The sequence below is a fragment of the Burkholderia sp. BE12 genome, assembly GCF_002959955.1.
In the GTDB taxonomy this organism is placed as follows: domain Bacteria; phylum Pseudomonadota; class Gammaproteobacteria; order Burkholderiales; family Burkholderiaceae; genus Burkholderia.
Map to the genome: position 1 here is coordinate 1 of NZ_PREY01000038.1, position 18905 is coordinate 18905.

The window sequence follows — 18905 nt, forward strand, 5'->3', positions numbered from 1 at the left end:
GGCTTGGGGCTTGGGGCTTGGGGCGGAAACGCCGGTGGAGGCCGCAAGGGCCACCGCCTGACCGGCGATTGGCGCTCGAACCCCGTCCGACAAGGGTTTCGGCGGCATCGGGCCGTCACCCTCACCGTTGAAATGCACAGCGTTCCGATTGGTCGGCGGCGACGGATGTCCACAATGCCGCGCCCTTCGGCCGATCGGGCTCGCGCGCTCACCGTTCGATTGCACAGCATTTCGAGTGGCGTCGGGACCGGGATGTCCACATCCGGAAATCGACATGCGGAGCGCTCGACCAGCGACGCTCACCGTTGAAATTCACAGCTTGGCGAGTGGATGCCGGCGGCAGATATCCACATCGGAAACCGCGCGTTTCGTCGGTCCGACTTTCACCCTCACCGTTCGAATACACAGGGTCGAGAGTGGGCTTGCCGACCGAATATCGTCGTGTGAACACGCAGGCCGTGCGATTGCCGGCCCGCACTCACCGTTGAAATGCACAGGGCTTCGACTGGCTGCGGCGGCAGTTGTCCACGCGCGGATCCGCGCCGTCTCCCGGCCATACGCCCACCCTCACCGTCGAATACCACAGCGCGTCGAGTGATCGGACGGGCCGGATATCCACATGGCCGAGCGCGCGCGATCGATGGCTGACGCATGTTTCGAAGGGTACCGACACGGGGCAATCCATACCGGGCGCCACGCGTCACCCGATCGCACGCCGATGCTCACCGTCGAAATACACAGTGCCGCGAGTCGTTTCGGCGGACGGATATCCACACCGGCAGGCACCTCGTCTTCGTTCGCAACCTTGCGTCTGCGCCTGACAGGAACACCGCTTCGCGCGGCATCGCGGTCGAACGGCCGCATCCCGACGGACTACGCCCCGAGCGCGGGCGCACGCTCACCATTGAATTGCACAGCGCGCCGAGTCGCTGGAGAAAGCGGATAAGTGCGTCGAAATCCGCACGTCGCGAAGCACGCACCGGCGCTCACCGTTAGAATGCACAGCCCTTCGATTGGGGCCGGATATCGACGTCGCCCGGTCCGCATGCCGGGATCACGCACGCGCGCCATTCGGCTAGAATGCGCGTCGCGCCGAACCGGCTCCGGCCCGAAACCCGCGCCGGAGCAGGCGCACCGCCGGATCGGGCGCGACACTCACCATTGAATTTCACAGCATTTCGCTTCGTCTTGCCGCGAGTTGTCCACAACCCGCTTCATGTATCGCGCAGCATCCGGTCATCCTCACCTGTGAAAACCACAGGGCGCCGAGTCGTTTCGAAGCGCGGATATCCACAACCGGTGCGCGGGCGAATCTTCATCTGCCGAGCGACGGACAACTCGGCGCGCGACAACCGGGGAAAGCCGGAAAGGCTTGTCCGGACGGCCTCGGCGGCACACTCACCGTTCAAATGCACAGCGTTTCGAGTGGTCGCGGCGGCGGGTTGTCCACATCCCTTCGACGCTGCGTCATCGCGCCGGCACGTGCGCCCGGGCGAAGTTATTCCGCGATCGACCGGATGATCCTTGCCGGATTGCCGCCGACCAGCGTATTCGGCGGAACGTCCCCGGTGACGACGGCCGCGGCCGCGACGACCGCGTTCTCGCCGATCGTCACGCCGCCGATGATCGTCGCACCCGCGCCGATCCACACGTTCCGCTCGATCACGATCGGCTTCGCGACCACGCAGTCGCGCCGCCGCGAAGGCTCGACCGGATGACCGGACGTGATGAGGCTGACGTTCGGGCCGATCATCACGTCGTCGCCGATCTCGAGTCCGCCCAGATCGTAGAACGTGCAGTTCTGGTTGACGAACACGTTGCGTCCGAGCTTCATGCCGGTGCCGCCCGTCGCATGGAATGGCGGGATCAGTACGAAACCGTCGTCCACCTGCGTGCCGATCAGTTCACCGAACAATGCGCGCACGTCCGCCGCATCGTCGAACGTCAGGCGGTTGAGCCGCGCGGTGATCGCCATCGCCCGTTTGATCTCGGCCACCATGGTCGCCGATTCGGATGTCCTGCGCGCAATGATCGTGGTGCGATCGTCGTTTGCCATGCGTGATGGGTCTCCAGTAAATGCGGGGTTGCGTGATGGGTTGTCGATTGCGGGCGAGCGGCCGATTGCGTTGCCGGTGCACGGGTACTGCAGGATGGGCCGGGCACATTGTAGTGATGCCGATTTTCCGCCGGGATTTTCGAGAGTTTTCATAACTAGTTTTTGTATAACTAGTTATTTATTGAATTCCCGTCACATAAAGGCTTCACCGCAACTGAATCGGGCGCCCCTGGTCGGGAGCCGCTAGCCGGGCGCCCCTGTCCCAACCTCCCGGGCTCGGGTACGCTTGAGCATCCACCGGATCGACACCTGCACCCAAACGCGGAGGCGCGATGAAGCTCTACTACTGGCCGAAGACCCGGGCATTCCGGGCGCTGTGGATGCTCGAGGAAACCGGCGTGGTGTACGAACTCGTGCCGATCGACCTGCGCTCGCACGAACAGGGCAGCGACGCGTTCGTGCAGGTCAACCCGATGGCCAAGCTGCCCGCGCTCGACGACGGCGGCGCCCCGTTCGCCGAATCGGGCGCCGTGCTGCTTTATCTCGCCGACCGCTGCCCGGCTGCCGGGCTCGGCGTCGCGCCCGACGATCCGCTGCGCGGCCGTTTCCTCCAGTGGATGTTCTTCACGCCGACCTGCCTCGAACCGGCGATGGCCGAGAAATTCACCGGCGCGTCGGGCAATCCGGTCGCGTTCGGCTGGGGCAACATCGCGCGCGTGCAGCGGGCCCTCGCACAAGCACTCGCCCACGGCCGCTGGCTCGTCGGCGAGCGCTTCACCGCGGCCGACCTGCTGCTCGCGAGCACGCTGAAGATCGCGTTCGACGCGCATCTGCTTCCGCACGAAGGCGTGCTCGGCGACTACGTCGCGCGTGCCGAGGACCGCGACGCGTTCCGCCGCGCGGCCGCGATCGAACAGCGCGAAGCGGCGCGTCTGCTGCACGCGTGACGCGCAACGGGGCGGCGCCCCACCGCCCTTGATCACGCCTGCGCGGCCGGCCCCGCCGCCGACGCGCCCGCGTCGATCACCACGCCAGGCGACCCGCGCTCGTCGGTATCGATCTCGATCGGCACGACGTCGTGAAAATGCGTGTAATCGATGTGCGTGATGCCGTCCTCGTCGTGCATCAGGTCCACATAGCGGTGGCGCCAGCGGATCTCGCCATGCGCCCACGAATGACGCGCCTGCATGACTTGCGCGGTGGTCTCGTCCGAACCCTCGATCGTGATCAGCAGCGACGCGTCGCGCGCGGCGAGCGATTCGGGCGTCTCGCCGAACAGCGCGCTCGACTCGTCGATCACGTGCATCAGGTTCCAGCCGAGCAGGAAGACCGGATGCTCGTTGCGCACGAGCGGCAGGTCATGAATCTTGCGCAGCGAGTAGCCCTCGTGCGTGCCCTCGACGCGCATCAGCCGAAGTTTCGCCTGCGCCTCGGCAATCACGTTCTGGCGAGCATTCGCGGCGCGCACCATCAGCGTCATCCGGCCGTTCAGCGGCCGCACGATCGCGTAGCGCGCGAACAGGATCTTCGCCTGCGGCCGCGAAAAACGCGCGAACACGAGCCCCGTGGCCAGCGCGATGCCCGACATCCCGACGAAGATCTCGAACGTCGCGACGAGGTGCGCATAAACCGTCTGCGGATGCATGTCGCCGTAGCCGACGGTCGCGAGCGTCTCGACGCTGAAGAAGAACGCGCCGCCGAAGCCCGCCGGCGACTGGTTCGCGATCGACGCATGGCCGAGCAGGTAGAGCGTCGCGAAGCCGCCGTTGAGCAGCAGGAACAGCACCGCGAGCGACAGGAAGAACACGGGCCAGCTCACCGTCAGCGCGCGGTGATAGAAATCGCGCCAGCCGAGGGGCGGCATCCCGTATGCGATCACCGGCCGGGTGCCCGACCAGATCTTGCGGCCACGGCCGCGGGAGGCAGGGGAGGACGAATCGACATTCATCGCGCGGGGCCGGTTACGGGGAGGCGATGAGCGTAGCACGCGCGGCAGCGGTCGGGAATGCGGGCCGGTTCGGAACGGAAATCCGCCGGCTAGACGCAAAAAAAGCCGGCCGCACGAGCGGCCGGCTGCGTCGTCATGCGGACGCGCGCGTGGCGCGCGCCGCGATTACTTCCGGTCGACGATCACCTGATCGAACGTGCCGCCGTCGGCGAAATGGGTCTTCTGCGCGTTCGCCCAGCTGCCGAAGACCTGCTCGACGCTGAAGGTCTTCAGCGCCTTGAACTCGGCCGCATGCTTCTTCAGCACGGTCGCGTCGCGCGGGCGCAGATGGTGCTGCGCAATGATCTCCTGCGCTTGCGGCGTATACAGGTAGTCGAGATACGCCTGCGCGACCTTGCGCGTGCCTTTCTTGTCGACCACCTTGTCGACGACGGCGACAGGCGGCTCCGCCAGGATGCTCGCCGACGGATACACGGCGTCGAACTGCGCGCCCGAGGCGCCCGTGTCCATCAGCGCAACCTCGTTCTCGAACGTGACGAGCACGTCGCCGATGCCGCGCTGCGTAAACGTCGTCGTGGCGCCGCGACCGCCCGAATCGAGCACCGGCACGTTGCGGAAGATCGCCTTCTCGAAGTCGAGCGCCTGCTGGTCGGTCGCGCCCTTCTGCTTCTGGAAGCCCCATGCGGCGAGATACGCATAGCGGCCGTTGCCCGACGTCTTCGGGTTCGCGATGATCACCTGGACGCCCGGCTTCGCGAGATCGCTCCAGTCCTTGATCGCCTTCGGGTTGCCCTTGCGCACGAGGAACACCATCGTCGTCGAGTACGGCGAGCTGTTGTCCGGGAAGCGCGCGCGCCAGTCCTTCGGCAGCAGCTGGCCGCGCTCGGCGAGCAGGTCGATGTCGTTCGGCTGGTTCATGGTCACGACGTCGGCCTGCAGCCCCTGCAGCACCGACAGCGCCTGCGCGCTCGACGCGCCGTGCGACTGCTTGATCGTGACCGTCTCGCCGGTCTTCTGCTTGTAGGCGGCGGCAAAGCTCGCGTTGATGTCCTTGTACAGCTCGCGCGTCACGTCGTACGACACGTTCAGGATCGACGTGTCCGCGTGCGCGGCCGCCGCCGCCACGACCAGCGCCGCCGCCGCGCCCGTGTGCAGCCAGCGGCCGATCCCCTTGATGCTTGCCATCGTGATGTGCCCCGTTTCCAGTGGTGGTGAATGTGCGTGACCGCACGCGTACGCGCCGTCATCGAAACGTAAGCGGGCATTCTAGCGGCCGGGCGCAGCGCGCCTTCCAATCAGTCGTGGAAAGCAAATCTCGAATCCTGCTAAACGGAGACCAGGGCTCGCGCGCCCCGTCGCCCCGGTGTTAAGATCGCCGCTCAGCCCACTCACGGTTCATCCATGTCCGCTATCCTGCGCTCGCCCTCGATCCTCGCCGCCGTCGCGGCAGGTGCGCGCGCGGCCGGGCTGAAACTGAAAAAACGACTCCTCGACTGACGGGGACGTCGCGTCCCGTCAGGCGAATGCCGGACGGGATGCCCGCAGGTCGTTTCTTTCTCCTTGCATGCACGCCTCGCTCCGGCACTGCGCCGGCGGAACGGTTCCTTCCCACTCCGTTTCCATCATGAGGCTTTGCATGAACACACGTTTCGAAGGTATCTGGCTGCCGATCGTCACGCCGTTCCACCACGGCGAGGTCGATCACGCGGCGCTCGCGCGGCTCGCGCGCCACTATGCGGCCGCCGGCATCGCGGGCTTCGTCGCGGGCGCGACGACCGGTGAAGGCGTGCTGCTCGACGCGCGCGAACAGGACGCGGTGTTCGCGACGCTGCGCGACGCGGCGCCCGGGCTGCCGATCGTCGTCGGGCTGACCGCGAGCGCGACGCACTTCGCGACCGCCCGCGCGCGGGAACTAGCGGCGCTGCGCCCCGACGGGCTGCTCGTCACGCCGCCCGTCTACGTACGGCCGACGCAGGACGGCATCCGCCGCCATGTCGAGACGATCGTCGACGCGGCCGACCTGCCCGTGCTCGTCTACAACATCCCGTACCGCACCGGCGTGAACGTCGAACTGGACACGCTGCAGGCGCTCGCACGCGATCCGCGCGTCGCGGGCATCAAGGAATGCGGCGGCACGCTCGACCGGATGAGCCGGCTCGTGCACGACACGCCGCTCGCGATCCTGTCCGGCGACGACAACCAGAATTTCGCGGCGATGTGCGCGGGGGCACACGGCGCGATCGCGAGCAGCGCGCACGTGCTGCCCGAATGGCACGTGCGGATTCATGCGTTGCTGCGCGACGGGCGGCTCGCCGACGCGCGGCGCCTTTCGGTCGCGCTGCAGCCGCTCGTCGCGGCGCTGTTCGCGGAACCCAACCCGGCGCCGGTGAAGGCCGTGCTCGCCGCGCAAGGATGGTGCGAGGACGGGTTGCGGCTGCCGTTCGTGCCGGCGAGCGACGGGTTGCGGGAGAGGCTGGGCAGGCTCTGTGCGGCGCTCGAGGAAATCGAACCGCACGCTGCGGCTGCATGAACGGCCCGTCATGCATTGGGGGCCGGCGACCGCCGGCTTCCCGCCTGGCAGATTGTTTCAGACTGTCAGGACCACAGACATGCCGTACCGGGCGAGATGCCCATCGGCAGTGACGAGCTGCAGGGGGTTCATGCTGGGCCTGCGCAACGAGCAGCCGATCGAACGGGTCGCGATGATGGCTCGGCAAGTTGCGCACGGCTGCCCCGTGTACGGCCCGGACCGGCAGTTCGCGGAACCCGCTCGCCCGAAGCGCGCGGACTAGCCGATCCACATCGACATCGAGCTTCCCCAAGCCGGCCTTGATGGCGGCTTCCCAGATACTCGCGCTGCTGACGAACCGCTCGTCGGCATCCGAGATCAGCCTGCGCGCTCGGGCGCTGAGCTTTGGGTCATCGGTCACGCTCCACAAGAAGATGTGCGTATCGAGCAGCAACCGCATCAGCGCCCTTCGAAAGCAGCCAGCAAGTCGTCGGGCAGCGGTGCGTCGAAGTCGTCCGCAATCCGGACCTGACCTTGCAGGAGGCCAAACCGAACGGGCCGTTTGACGGATACGGACCGATCCCCGGATGCTGTCGGGTTCGAGATCGCGATTTCCTCGCCGGAAACCGAAACGTCGACTTGTTGCGATGGATCGGCCGTGGTGCCGGGAATATTTGCGCGTTGCATGATGACCTCCGCGTTGGATGCCACCACTGTAGTCAAGTCCGCCAGGATGATCCATTCAGCCGAACGGGGGATGCCAAACCGGATCTCGGCGGCTCATCACGCCGCGAGCGCCGCCGACGCCGGATCGCCCCACACGAGCGCCAGGTCGAGCTGGTTCGCATCGAGCCGGTCGAGCAGATCGGCGTTGCGCGCCACGCGCGCCTCGATCCGCACCTTCGGATGCGCACGCGCGAACCGCCCGAGCACGTCCGGCAGGATCGCCTCGCCGAAATCCTCCTGCAGCCCGACCCGTACCCAGCCGTCGAGATTCACGCCGCGCACGGCCGCGGCCGCCTCGTCGTTCAGCTCGATCATCCGCCGCGCGTAGCGCAGCATCGCATCGCCGGCATCGGTCAGTGCGAGCCCGCGCCCGGCTTTCACGAACAGCGGCGTGCCGGCCTGCTCCTCGAGCTTGCGGATCTGCGCGCTCACCGCCGACGACGAGCGCGCGACGCGGTCCGCCGCCTTCGCGAAACTGCCGAGATCCACGCCCGCGACGAGACTGCGCAGCGCCGCGACGTCGAAGTTGGGGCGCGCCAGCGCGGCGTCGGCCACCGCGAGCGGCTCGCCGCCGTCGCGCGGAATGTCTTGTCCAGGCATCTCAATCATCCTGTTTCATCGAACGATTAATCAAAAACTTTCCGATTTTCAGGATGAATGTAGGCCGCCAGACTGTGTACGTCAACTTCGAACCGGGCCTGCCGTCATGGATACCTCGTGCATCGCTTCCCCCTCTTCGCCTGCCCGCGACGTGCGCGGGCCGGCCCATCGCTGGCGCGTGCTGGCCGCCGGCGTCGCCGCCAACATGAGCTTTTCGGCCGCCGCGGCCGGCATTCCGACCACGGCCGTGTGGATGCGCACCGCCTATCACCTCGACAACGGCGCGCTCGGCCTCGTGCTCGGCGCGCTCGGCTTCGGCGTCGCGTTGTCCGAGCTGCCGTGGGGAATCGCCGCCGACCGCTTCGGCGACCGCCGCGTGCTGCTGACCGGGCTCGTCGCGACGGCCGCGATGCTCGCGTTGATGATGGTCACGATCGCCCCGACCGCGCACGCGGTGCCGCCGCTCATGCGCGTCGTCACGGCAATGGGGGGCGTCGGCCTGCTCGGCGGCAGCGTGAACGGGTCGAGCGGGCGGGCGGTGATGCGCTGGTTCGGCGAGCGCGAACGCGGGCTCGCGATGAGCATCCGCCAGACGGCCGTGCCGCTCGGCGGCGGCCTCGGCGCGGCGCTGCTGCCGGCGCTTGCCTCGCATGCCGGCTTCGCCGCGGTGTTCGGCGCGCTGATGCTGCTGTGCGCGGGATCGGCCGCGCTCACCTGGCGCTGGCTGCACGAGCCGCCCGCCGAGCCGGCCGCGGCGCACCTCGACACGCGTCGCGCCGCCCGCCGGTCACCGGCCGCCGGCCCCGCGCGCAACCCGCTCGCGAGCGGCCCCGTGTGGCGCATCGTGCTCGGCATCGGCGTGCTGTGCACGCCGCAATTCGCGGTGCTCACGTTCGCGACGGTGTTCCTGCACGACTTCGGCCGGCTCGGCCTCGCCGGCATCAGCGCGGCGATGGTCGCGCTGCAGCTCGGCGCGATGGCGATGCGCGTCTGGAGCGGCCGCCATACCGACCGGCACGGCAACCGGCGCGCGTACCTGCGCGGTTCCGTGTTCGTCGCGGCCGGGTCGTTCGCGCTGCTCGCCGCGGCGACGGCCGGCAGCCCGCACGTGCCGCTCGCCGCGATCGTCGCGATTCTCGTGTTCGCCGGCATCTGCGTGTCGGCATGGCACGGCGTCGCGTATACGGAGCTCGCGACGCTCGCGGGCGCGAACCACGCGGGCACCGCGCTCGGGATGGCGAACACGATCGTCTATCTCGGGCTGTTCGCGACGCCGCTCGCGATTCCGCCGCTGCTCGCCGCGAGTTCGTGGAGCGTGGTATGGCTCGCGGCGGCGCTGATCGCGGGCGCGACCTATCCGCTGTTCGCGGCGAAATAGCCGCCGCCCGTTTCACGCGGGCGGTGCCGGCGGTGCGGGCGGCACGGGCAGCGCGGCGAAGCTCCCGACGCCCGCGCCCCCGTCAAACCGCCTCGCGCGCCAGCGCACGCCGTGCGGCCGGCCGTTCGGCCTCGCGCTGCGCATGAGCGGTCCATGCCGGATGCCGCGTCATGTCGAGCCCGATCGCGACGCCCCAGCGATACAGCACGAGCAGGAACGGATCGACGATCGAATGCGCGCCCGGTTCGGCCCACGTGCGGCCGTCGGCGAGCGCGGCTTCGATCGATGCGTTCGCGGCATCGATCGTGCCGCGCCCGTGCGCGCTGATCGCGCCGTGCAGGGCCGGATCGTCGATGAAGCGGCCCGGCCGCCACAGCGCGCCGTAGCCGACGCCATGCACCCAGCCGACCAGCCAGGCGAGCCATTCGTGGCACCGCGCCTCGCGCAGCGGATCGCCGAGCGGCAGCAATTGCGCGTCCGGGTAGCGCCGCGCGAGATACGTGAGGATCGCCGGCGTTTCGGTCAGCACGCGCGGCTCGCCCGGAATCGCGAGCACCGGCACGCGCGCCTTCGCGTTGATCGCGAGGTAGCGCGCTTCGAAGTGCTGCCGCTCCTTCACCGAGACGATCTCGATGTCGAACGGCGCGCCGGTTTCCTCCAGCGCGATGTGGGCGGCGAGCGAGCAGGCGCCCGGCGAAAGATAGAGACGGTATGCGTTCATGGCGATGTGGCCCGACGGGGCTGTGGAAGACGGAACCGAGTGTAGGAACGCCTGCCGATGCGCGGCAAACGATGAATTGTCGTGCTCGGACATTAGTGTTACTAATACCCGCATGCGACGCATCCACCTCCCTCCGCTGCAGACGCTGCGCGCGTTCGAGACCGCCGTGCGGCTGCAGAGCTTCACGCGCGCGGCCGACGAGCTCGCGCTCACGCAGGGCGCGGTCAGCCAGCACATCCGCGCGCTCGAGGCGCAGCTCGGCTATCCGCTTTTCACGCGCGAACGCAACGGCGCGACGCCGACGCACGCCGCGCACGCCCTCGCGCTGCAGGTACGCCAGGGCCTGAGCGTGCTCGAACGCGCGTTCGAGCCGACGCTGGCGGTGCGCCGCCGCCCGCGCACCTGCGACGTGACGCTGAACGTGAGCGTGCTGCCGAGCGTCGCCGAGCGCTGGCTCGCGCCGCGCCTGCCGCGCTTCGCGGCCGCGCATCCGCACATCTCGATCTCGCTGCATCCGGACGTGGCGCTCGCGCCGCTGCGCAAGCGCGACCGCATCGACGTCGCGCTGCGCTACGGGCCCGGCACGTGGCCCGGCGTCGTCGCCGAGAAGCTGATGAACGAGACGATCTTTCCGGTCGCGAGCCCCGCCTACCGCAATCGTGACGGCGTCGTGCCGCGCACGCCGGCCGACCTCGTGCGCGCGACGCTGCTGCGCCATCCCGCGCAGCCGTGGGAACCGTGGTTCCAGGCCGCGCGGCTCGACCTCACCGAATCCGCGCGCGCACCGCGCTTCACCGATGCGAACGCGCTGATCGATGCGGCGCGGCAAGGCCGCGGCGTCGCGCTCGCGCGCCGCTCGCTGATCGAGCCCGAACTCGCGGACGGCACGCTCGTGCGCGTGTCGACGGTACGCATCACCGACGTGTACGCGCACTACGTCGTGTGGCGCCCCGGCCATCCCCGCGAAGCGGCGATCCGCACCTGGCTCGACTGGCTGCGCAGCGAAGTGCGGCGCAGGACGCCGCGGCGCTGACGCCGACGCCGACGCTCATGCGCGCATCGGCATCGCCACCTTGTCGAGCGTGATCGGCAGATCGCGCACCCGCACGCCGGTCGCGTGATAGACCGCATTGGCGATCGCGGCCGGCACGCCGGTGATGCCGATCTCGCCGATGCCGCGAATACCGAGCGGATTGAAATGCGTGTCGCTTTCGTCGACGAAACTCACGTCGAGCTCGCCGATGTCCGCGTTCACGGGGACATGATATTCAGCGAGATTCGCGTTCGTGAAGCGGCCGTGCCGCACGTCCAGATGCGAGCCCTCCTCGAGCGCGGTGCCGAACCCCCACACCATCCCGCCGATCAACTGGCTGCGCGCCGTCTTCGCGTTGAGCAGCCTGCCGACGCTGTAGACACCGACGATACGCGGAACGCGAAGCGTGCCGAGCTCGGCATCGACGTGCACTTCGGCAAACACCGCGCCGAACGAATGGGACGCATAGCGCGACTTCTCGTCGCCCGGCTTCGTCGTCGCCTGCGCGTCGATCGGCCGGCCGCCCGCGCGCGCGATCACCGCCGCGGCCGGATCGCGCCGCGACGGGTCGCCGCGATGCACGACCCAGCCGTCGTCGACCGTCACGTCGTCGGCCGCGGCGCCGTGCAGCGGCGAGCCCGGATCGGCGATCGCCAGCGCAATCAGTTGGGCGCGCGCCTGTAACGCGGCCTCGCGCACGGCCGGCGCCACGCTCGCCGCCGACTGCGAGCCGCCCGATACCGGCGCGCGCGGCAGGCTGGAATCGCCGAGCGCGAAGCGCACGTTCTGCGGCGCGAAACCGAGCGCGTCGGCCGCGACCTGCGTCATCACCGTGTAGGTTCCGGTGCCGATGTCCTGCGTGCCCGACGCGACTTCGGCCGTGCCGTCCGGCAAGATGCGCGCACGCGCCGACGCTTCGCTGCGGTTCGCCGGATACGTGGCGGCCGCCATCCCGAGGCCGATCAGCGTGTCGCCGTCGCGCATCGTGCGCGGCGCGCCGGTGCGGCGCGACCAGCCGAAGCGCCGTGCGCCGGCCTCGTAGCACTCGCGCAGCTTGTTGCTCGACCACGGCTTGCCGTCCTGCGGATCGACCTCCGCGTAATTCGCGAGCCGCAGCGCGACCGGGTCCATTCCGAGCCGCCACGCGAGCTCGTCCATCGCCGATTCCAGCGCGAACGAGCCGGACGCCTCGCCGGGTGCGCGCATGAACGTCGGCGTGCCGACGTTCAGCGACACGATCCGGTGCGTGGTCGCGTGGTTCGGCACCGCGTACATGATCCGCGCGGGCATCCCGCACATTTCCGTCCAGTCCTCGAACGTCGACGTCGTGACGATCGAGTCGTGACGCATCGCCGTCAACGTCCCGTCCTGGCGTGCGGCCAGCACGACGCGCTGTTCGGTGAGCGGCCGGCCGCCGACCGGGCCGAACATCTGCGGCCGCGTCAGCGCAAGGCGAACCGGGCGCCCCACCTGCTTCGCGGCCATCGCGCACAACGACACGTGCGACCACGACGAACCCTTGCAGCCGAAGCCGCCGCCGAGGAACGGCGAAATCACGCGCACCTGTTCCGGCGCGAGGCCGAACACGGCGGCCACCGCGGTGCTCGCGCCCGACACGCCCTGCGTCGCATCGTGCAGCGTGAGCGTCGGGCCGTCCCAGTGCGCCATCGTCGCGTGCGGCTCGATCGGGTTGTGGTGCTGCATCGGCGTCGTATAGGTGGCGTCGATGCGCACCGCACCTTCGCGCAGGCCGGCCTCGACGTCGCCGCGCTGCGTGTCCATCGGGCGCCCCTGCTGCTTCGGCGGCACGCGCGCGCCGCGCTTCGCCTGCGCGAAATCGAGCGCGGCATCGGTCGCGCGATAGCGCACCCGCACGGCATTCGCGGCGTCGGTCGCCTGCTCGAGCGTTTCGGCGACGACGACCGCGACGGGCTCGTTGCTGTAGCGCACCGTGTCGTCCTGCAGCAACGTGAGCCGGCGCCCGGCGGGCGGCGACAGCGGCGGCCGGCCGCCGTTGGGCAGCCGCATCGCGTTCTCGTGCGTGATCACCATCAGCACGCCCGGCATCGCGCGCGCGCGTGCCGCATCGATCGATTCGATGCGTCCGGCCGCGATCGTGCTCGTCACGAGCACCGCGTGCGCGAGCCGCGCATCGGGAAACTCGGCCGCGTAGTGCGCGCCGCCCGTCACCTTGAGTACGCCGTCGACACGGTCGAGCGGCTGTCCCGTCAGCGTGTTCATGCGGCACCTCCCGTCGCCGAAGCCGCCATTTTCACTGCGCGCACGATCGAGCGCTGCGCGAGCGCGACCTTGAATCCATTGCCGTCGAGCGGCCGCGCATCGCGCAACGCAAGCGCGGCCGCCTCGCGCAGCGTCGCGTCGGTCGGTGCGCGGCCCGCGAGATGCGCTTCCGCCTCCATCGCACGCAACGGCTTGTGCGCGACGCCGCCGAGCGCGATCCGCGCGTCGGCGACGCGCGGGCCGTCCATCCGCAGGGCCGCCGCGACCGACACCAGCGCGAACGCATAGCTCGCGCGATCCCGCACTTTCAGATAGTGCGCATGGTCGGCGAAGCGCGGCGGCGGCAAGTCCACCGCGGTGATCAGTTCGCCCGGTTCGAGCGTCGTATCGAGATCGGGCCGATCGCCCGGCAACCGGTGAAACGAGGTGATCGGAATCTGCCGTGCGCCGCGCGGGCCGCTCACCTGCACGACGGCGTCGAGCGCGGCGAGCGCGACGCTCATGTCCGACGGGTTCACCGCCACGCACTGCGGACTCGCGCCGAGGATCGCGTGCATCCGGTTATGGCCGCCGATCGCCGCGCAGCCGCTGCCCGGCGCGCGCTTGTTGCACTGCGCGAACGCGGAATCGTAGAAATACGGACAGCGCGTGCGTTGCATCAGGTTGCCGCCGACGGTCGCCATGTTGCGCAATTGCGCGGACGCGCCGGCAAGCAGCGCCTGCGACAGCAGCGGATAGTCGGCGCGGATGCGCGGATGATCGGCCGCATCGCTGTTGCGCACGAGCGCACCGATGCGCACACCGCCGCCGGGTAGCGCATCGACCGTATCGAGGCCCGCGATGCGCGTGATGTCGATGAGCGTGACGGGCCGCGCGACGCCGCCCTTCATCAGGTCCAGCAGGTTCGTGCCGCCACCGATGAATGCCGCGCCGGGCCGTTGCGCCGCGCGCACGGCGCCGGCGACGTCGGTCGCGCGTTCGTAGGAAATCGCTTCCATTGCGCTGCCCTCCGTCGGCTAGCCGTGCGCCGCATGCGCGGCGCGCACGGCGGCGACGATGTTCGGGTACGCGCCGCAGCGGCACAGGTTGCCGCTCATGCGCTCGCGGATCTCGTCGTCCGACAGTTGCGCGGGACCGCGCCGCACGTCGTCGGTGGCGGCACTCCCGGCGCCCGCCGCGAACTCGTCGAGCAGCGCGGTCGCCGAGCAGAGCTGGCCGGACGTGCAGTAGCCGCACTGGAACGCATCGTATTCGACGAACGCGCGCTGCACCGGGCTCAGCACGCCGCCGCGCGCCAGCCCTTCGACGGTCGTGATCCGCTCGCCTTCGTGCATCACCGCGAGCGTCAGGCATGCGTTGATGCGCCGCCCGTCGACGAGCACCGTGCACGCGCCGCACTGCCCGCGATCGCAGCCTTTTTTCGTGCCCGTGAGCCTGGCGTATTCGCGCAGTGCGTCGAGCAGCGTGACGCGCGGCTCGAGCTGCAGCGTGTACGCCCGCCCGTTGATGTCGAGATGCACGGGCCGCGCCGGCACCGTATCGCGGCGGGGCGCGGCCGGTGCGGATGCCGCGTGCGGCGGCTGCGGATGAACGTGCGAGGCGGCGCCGACGGTCGCCGCCGCTGCCGCGGATTGCAGGAAGCGCCGCCGCGCGGCGCTGGACGGCGTATCGTGCGGCAACGGCGGCGCCGTCGAATGGCCGGGCCCGAGCGGCGACGGGGCGGCGTCGCGCGCCGGTTCGGCGGGCGGAAAATCGGGTCGATCGCTGGACATGGCTTCTGCTCGCTCCATGGTTGAGGGACGCAGATGTGCCGCCCGTGCCCGGATGGCAGCGCGGGCGGCATGCGCAGCGGCAAAGAGCAATTCCGGTGCCGCGAACCCGCGGAGAGCCGCGCCCATGCGCGGTGCCGGCGCCGGTCCGCGACGCACACGCGCGATAGTCAGGCCGTGGCGCGAGTGACCCCACCTCCCTGACGCCACGCTGGCGCGCGGCTGGCCATTCGCTGACGAAGCGGCAATAACGCCCGGTTTTTGGGCGTGATCGGCCACCCATCGGTCACAAGTTGCCAGGCGCATGTGCGGTACCGCGCACGGCGCCCGCGTCACCGTGGCCGGGTCGCGGCGACGCGCGCCGTGTAAATGCGCGCAGCATCCGCCGCTGCTGGAAAATTCCGCCACGCGTGCCGGCGGATCGCCGCGAAGGCATTCGGTCAGCCTGACGACACCATGTCGCGATCGCGCCCCGATCGCGAACGATTCACCGAAACGTCGCATCGCGGCGGCATACTCGAAAACGTTTCCCGATCAGCCTGCCAGGAGAGAAGTCATGCGTCGCGTTTCCGTCGCCGTCGTTCTGTGTGCCGCCGTTTTCGTCGCCGCGTGCAGCGACGACGCACCGCACGACGCCAACGCCAACGCGACCGACACCGCGCCGCAGGCCGGCGCATCGGGCAGCGCCGCCAGCGCGTTCAACAGCGACACGACCGCGAACGCCGCCGTATCCGATGCCGCGCCGCTCGCACCGCCCGTCGTGCACTACCCGCCCGATGACGACGACGACGCGAAGCCCGCCACGAACGCGGCCGCGTCGAGCGCCGCCGCGTCGTCGCCGGGCTGATCCCGCCGCCGCGTGATATGAGTCGGTACCGCTCGGGGAGAGCGGTGGGCGCGTGCGTCGCGCCACCACCGGCATGACGTGACGGTCGGCGGCGACGCGAACGGTACGGTGTCGCGCCGCTTCGCGAGCCACGTCGGGCACGGCCGGCCGAGCGATTCGGACCCGGCCGCCGTCAGGGCCGCCTGCGCATCGCAAGCGCAACGGCCCGGCATGCGCCGCGCAGCCCGCCCGTCAGACCGCGTGCGCGAGCGCGCGCTCGACGAGCGCGACCTCGAAGCCGTCGTCCGCGTCGCGAAAGCGCAGCGGCGCCGCGCAATGAACCAGCGTGTCGATGAAGTATTTCGCGCGCGGCCACGGCCCGAAGCCGGCCGCCGTGTTGATGTGCCCGGCATCGCCGAGGTTCACGAACGCGCTGCCCAGGCGCTGCGCGAGCGTGCGCGCATCGGCGAGCGGCATCCACGGATCGGTCTCGCTGCCGATCACGATCGACGGCACCGCGAGCCGGCGCGCGTCGAACGGCCCGGCAAACGTGAATTTCCTCGGGCTGGCCGGCGCGACGAACAACACGCCCGCGACATCGCCCACATGCGGCCACTGCGCGAGCGCATGCGCGGCCGCGAGGCAGCCGAAGCTGTGCGCGGCGAGCACGAACGGGCCGCGCTCGCGATCGAGCAGCGCGCGCACCGATTGCGCCCAGCGCGCGAGATCGGGCGCGTCCCAGTCGTCCTGCTCGACGCGCAGCGAGCGCGGAAACTGCCGTTCGAGCCAGGTCTGCCAGTGAGCGCCTTCACTGCCGTGCAGGCCCGGAACGGTGACGAGCCGCGGCGGCCACGCCGATTTGCTGCATGCGCGCATGATTGCCCTCGCTTGCTTGAAGACGAGGTTCGATTGTGGCGTCGGGTACGCGGCGGCCGAACCAATATTTTGTGCTTTGCTTTTGCGCGGGGCGGTGACCGGCGGCGGCCCGGCGACGGCCCGGCGGCGGCGCAACGTGCCGCGAAACCGTAGAATGTGGGCTTCCCGTCAGCTTCACACGGAACCGGCCCGGCGCGTGACGCGCCGGCCGCCGTCAGGAGACGCCCGATGTCCGCTACGTCCGCCGGCGCGCCGCGCCCGGCTTCGCTCGCCATTCCCGTGACGCGCCTTTCCGGCGCGCGCGCCCTCACGCAATGAAGATCCTGTTCCATTCGCCGCATCAGGATGCCGGCGCATGGCGCGACGAGATCGCGCGTGCGCTGCCGGAAGCCGAACTGCGCGCATGGCAGCCGGGCGATACGGCCGCCGCCGACTACGCGCTCGTGTGGCGCGCGCCGCGCGAGTTCTTCGCGCCGCGCGACGGCCTGCGCGCGATCTTCAACCTCGGCGCGGGCGTCGATGCGCTGCTCGCGCTCGAGCGCGCCCATCCGGGTACGCTGCCCGCGCACGTGCCGTTGGTGCGACTCGAAGATTCCGGCATGGCGCAGCAGATGGTCGAATACGTGACGCACGCGGTGCTGCGCTACCTGCGCCGTTTCGACGAATACGACATGCAACAGCGCGAACGCCGCTGGCAGCCGCTCGAACCGCATGCGCGCGCGAGCTTCACCGTCGCGGTCCTCGGCCTCGGCGTGCTCGGCGCCGAGGTCGCTCGCGCGCTCGCGGCGCTCGGCCTGCCGGTGCGCGGCTACAGCCGCAGTGCGAAGCAGCTCGACGGCATCGCGACCTTCGCCGGCGACGGCGCGTTCGATGCGTGCATCGACGGCGCGAAGGTGCTCGTCAACCTGTTGCCGAGCACGCAGGACACCGACGGCATCCTGTCGGCGCGCGCGTTCGCGCGGCTCGCGCCCGGCGCGTACGTCGTCAACGTCGCGCGCGGCGCGCATCTCGTCGAAGCCGACCTGCTCGACGCGCTCGCGAGCGGCCAGGTCGCCGCAGCCACGCTCGACGTGTTCCAGCACGAACCGCTGCCGGACGACCATCCGTTCTGGCACGCGCCGCGCATCACGATCACGCCGCACAGCTCGGCCGAGACGCTGCGCGCGGAAGCCGTCGAACAGATCGCCGGCAAGATCCGCGCGTTCGAGCGCGGCGCGCCCGTCAGCGGCATCGTCGACTACGCGCGCGGCTACTGAATTCCGCCCTACAAAGAAACCAGGAGACAACCATGACGTTCCCCACCGCCGTCAAGATCGTCGAAGTCGGCCCGCGCGACGGGCTGCAGAACGAGAAGACCTTCGTGCCGACCGACGTGAAGATCGCGCTCGTCGATCGGCTGTCGCGCGCCGGCTTCCGCAACGTCGAGGCCGCGTCGTTCGTGTCGCCGAAATGGGTGCCGCAGATGGCCGACGGCGCAGACGTGATGGCCGGCATCGAGCGCCGCGCGGGCACCGTGTACTCGGTGCTCACGCCGAATCTGAAGGGCTTCGAGCATGCGCTCGCCGCACGCGCGGACGAAGTCGTGATCTTCGGCGCGGCGAGCGAGGCGTTCTCGCAGCGGAACATCAACTGCAGCATCGCCGAGAGCATCGCGCGCTTCGAGCCCGTCGCGAAGGCCGCGAAGGACGCGGGCCTGCGCCTGCGCGGCAGCGTGTCGTGCACGCTCGGCTGCCCGTACCAGGGCGAGGTGCCGGTCGCGTCGGTCGTCGACGTCGTCGAGCGCTTCGCGGCGCTCGGCTGCGACGAGATCGACATCGCCGACACGATCGGCGTCGGCACGCCGAAGCGCACGCGCGAAGTGCTCGCGGCCGTCACGCGCGTGTTCCCGCGCGAGCGCCTGTCGGGCCACTTCCACGACACCTACGGCCAGGCGCTCGCGAACATCTACGCGGCGCTGTTCGAAGGGATCGAGATCTTTCACGCGTCGGTCGCGGGCCTCGGCGGCTGCCCGTACGCGAAGGGCGCGACCGGCAACGTCGCGACCGAGGACGTGCTGTACCTGATGCAGGGCCTCGGCATCGATACCGGCATCGATCTCGCGCAGGTCGTCGCCGCCGGCGATTTCATCTCGAACGCGATCGGCCGCGCAAACGTGTCGCGCGCCGGTCGCGCACTGCTGGCCAAGGCGCAGAGCGCGGCCGACGCCGCGAACTGCGTCTGAT

At 69.9% G+C, this 18905-nt stretch carries 16 protein-coding genes and 2 pseudogenes; 7 read left to right on the top strand and 11 right to left on the bottom strand.

The genetic code is table 11. The features are described 5' to 3' along the window. Nucleotides 1-1498 precede the first annotated feature (1498 nt). Entirely contained in the window at nt 1499-2056 is a 558-nt protein-coding gene (locus tag C4B30_RS30090) for a DapH/DapD/GlmU-related protein (protein ID WP_027785591.1), read from the bottom strand. 332 nt (nt 2057-2388) lie between these two features. Here C4B30_RS30090 and C4B30_RS30095 point away from each other — a divergent pair, with 332 nt between their 5' ends. Continuing rightward, nucleotides 2389-3003, top strand: a complete 615-nt coding sequence (locus C4B30_RS30095) for a glutathione S-transferase family protein (RefSeq protein ID WP_027785592.1) — start codon at nt 2389-2391, stop codon at nt 3001-3003. Between the two features lie 32 nt (nt 3004-3035). Here the strand turns inward: C4B30_RS30095 and C4B30_RS30100 are convergent, their stop codons facing one another. Then, a complete protein-coding gene (locus C4B30_RS30100; protein WP_027785593.1) occupies nt 3036-4004 on the bottom strand; it encodes an ion channel in 969 nt (322 codons plus the stop codon). A gap of 165 nt (nt 4005-4169) precedes the next feature. Further along, on the bottom strand, nt 4170-5189 hold the full coding sequence (locus tag C4B30_RS30105; RefSeq protein WP_027785594.1) for a sulfate ABC transporter substrate-binding protein: 1020 nt from the start codon (nt 5187-5189) through the stop codon (nt 4170-4172). Between the two features lie 451 nt (nt 5190-5640). On the opposite strand from C4B30_RS30105, the gene dapA reads away from it, so the two are divergent. Further along, the gene (gene dapA, locus C4B30_RS30115) at nt 5641-6534 is read left to right on the top strand and encodes a 4-hydroxy-tetrahydrodipicolinate synthase (RefSeq protein ID WP_027785595.1); all 894 of its coding nucleotides are present in this window, start codon (nt 5641-5643) and stop codon (nt 6532-6534) included. 57 nt (nt 6535-6591) lie between these two features. On the opposite strand, the pseudogene C4B30_RS30120 reads toward dapA, so the two are convergent. From C4B30_RS30120 to C4B30_RS30130, 3 genes and pseudogenes are all read right to left on the bottom strand, one after another. Then, nucleotides 6592-6973 (bottom strand): annotated as a pseudogene (locus tag C4B30_RS30120) (type II toxin-antitoxin system VapC family toxin). Further along, entirely contained in the window at nt 6973-7200 is a 228-nt protein-coding gene (locus C4B30_RS30125) for a hypothetical protein (RefSeq protein ID WP_027785597.1), read from the bottom strand. The pseudogene C4B30_RS30120 and the gene C4B30_RS30125 overlap by 1 nt, the downstream one beginning before the upstream one ends. A gap of 99 nt (nt 7201-7299) precedes the next feature. After that, nucleotides 7300-7839, bottom strand: a pseudogene (locus C4B30_RS30130) (LysR family transcriptional regulator); the annotation flags it as partial. A gap of 106 nt (nt 7840-7945) precedes the next feature. Between C4B30_RS30130 and C4B30_RS30135 the strand changes: the two are divergent. Next, nucleotides 7946-9217 (top strand): MFS transporter, encoded by a 1272-nt coding sequence (locus tag C4B30_RS30135; RefSeq protein WP_027785599.1) that lies wholly within the window; start codon nt 7946-7948, stop codon nt 9215-9217. A gap of 82 nt (nt 9218-9299) precedes the next feature. Here the strand turns inward: C4B30_RS30135 and C4B30_RS30140 are convergent, their stop codons facing one another. Continuing rightward, nucleotides 9300-9938 carry a glutathione S-transferase family protein gene (locus tag C4B30_RS30140; RefSeq protein ID WP_105133382.1) on the bottom strand — a complete coding sequence of 213 codons (639 nt, stop codon included), beginning with the start codon at nt 9936-9938 and terminating at the stop codon, nt 9300-9302. 112 nt (nt 9939-10050) lie between these two features. Between C4B30_RS30140 and C4B30_RS30145 the strand changes: the two genes are divergently transcribed. After that, entirely contained in the window at nt 10051-10971 is a 921-nt protein-coding gene (locus C4B30_RS30145) for a LysR substrate-binding domain-containing protein (RefSeq protein ID WP_027785601.1), read from the top strand. Nucleotides 10972-10986: 15 nt separating this feature from the next. On the opposite strand, the gene C4B30_RS30150 is transcribed toward C4B30_RS30145, so the two are convergent. From C4B30_RS30150 to C4B30_RS30160, 3 genes are read right to left on the bottom strand one after another with little or no spacing between them, the layout of a single operon-like run. Beyond that, on the bottom strand, nt 10987-13212 hold the full coding sequence (locus C4B30_RS30150; RefSeq protein ID WP_027785602.1) for a xanthine dehydrogenase family protein molybdopterin-binding subunit: 2226 nt from the start codon (nt 13210-13212) through the stop codon (nt 10987-10989). Beyond that, nucleotides 13209-14210 carry an FAD binding domain-containing protein gene (locus tag C4B30_RS30155; RefSeq protein ID WP_027785603.1) on the bottom strand — a complete coding sequence of 334 codons (1002 nt, stop codon included), beginning with the start codon at nt 14208-14210 and terminating at the stop codon, nt 13209-13211. Before C4B30_RS30155 ends, C4B30_RS30150 begins: the two co-directional genes overlap by 4 nt. Before the next feature lie 18 nt (nt 14211-14228). After that, a complete protein-coding gene (locus tag C4B30_RS30160; protein ID WP_027785604.1) occupies nt 14229-14984 on the bottom strand; it encodes a (2Fe-2S)-binding protein in 756 nt (251 codons plus the stop codon). A gap of 553 nt (nt 14985-15537) precedes the next feature. Between C4B30_RS30160 and C4B30_RS30170 the strand changes: the two genes are divergently transcribed. Continuing rightward, nucleotides 15538-15828 carry a hypothetical protein gene (locus C4B30_RS30170; protein WP_027785605.1) on the top strand — a complete coding sequence of 97 codons (291 nt, stop codon included), beginning with the start codon at nt 15538-15540 and terminating at the stop codon, nt 15826-15828. A 231-nt stretch (nt 15829-16059) separates the two neighbouring features. Here the strand turns inward: C4B30_RS30170 and C4B30_RS30175 are convergent, their stop codons facing one another. After that, nucleotides 16060-16683 carry an RBBP9/YdeN family alpha/beta hydrolase gene (locus tag C4B30_RS30175; RefSeq protein WP_027785606.1) on the bottom strand — a complete coding sequence of 208 codons (624 nt, stop codon included), beginning with the start codon at nt 16681-16683 and terminating at the stop codon, nt 16060-16062. A 314-nt stretch (nt 16684-16997) separates the two neighbouring features. On the opposite strand from C4B30_RS30175, the gene C4B30_RS30180 reads away from it, so the two are divergent. Next, complete coding sequence (locus C4B30_RS30180) at nt 16998-17939, top strand: 2-hydroxyacid dehydrogenase (protein WP_027785607.1); 942 nt, start codon at nt 16998-17000, stop codon at nt 17937-17939. Nucleotides 17940-17971: 32 nt separating this feature from the next. Then, nucleotides 17972-18904 (top strand): hydroxymethylglutaryl-CoA lyase, encoded by a 933-nt coding sequence (locus C4B30_RS30185; RefSeq protein WP_027785608.1) that lies wholly within the window; start codon nt 17972-17974, stop codon nt 18902-18904. Nucleotide 18905: the final 1 nt, after the last annotated feature.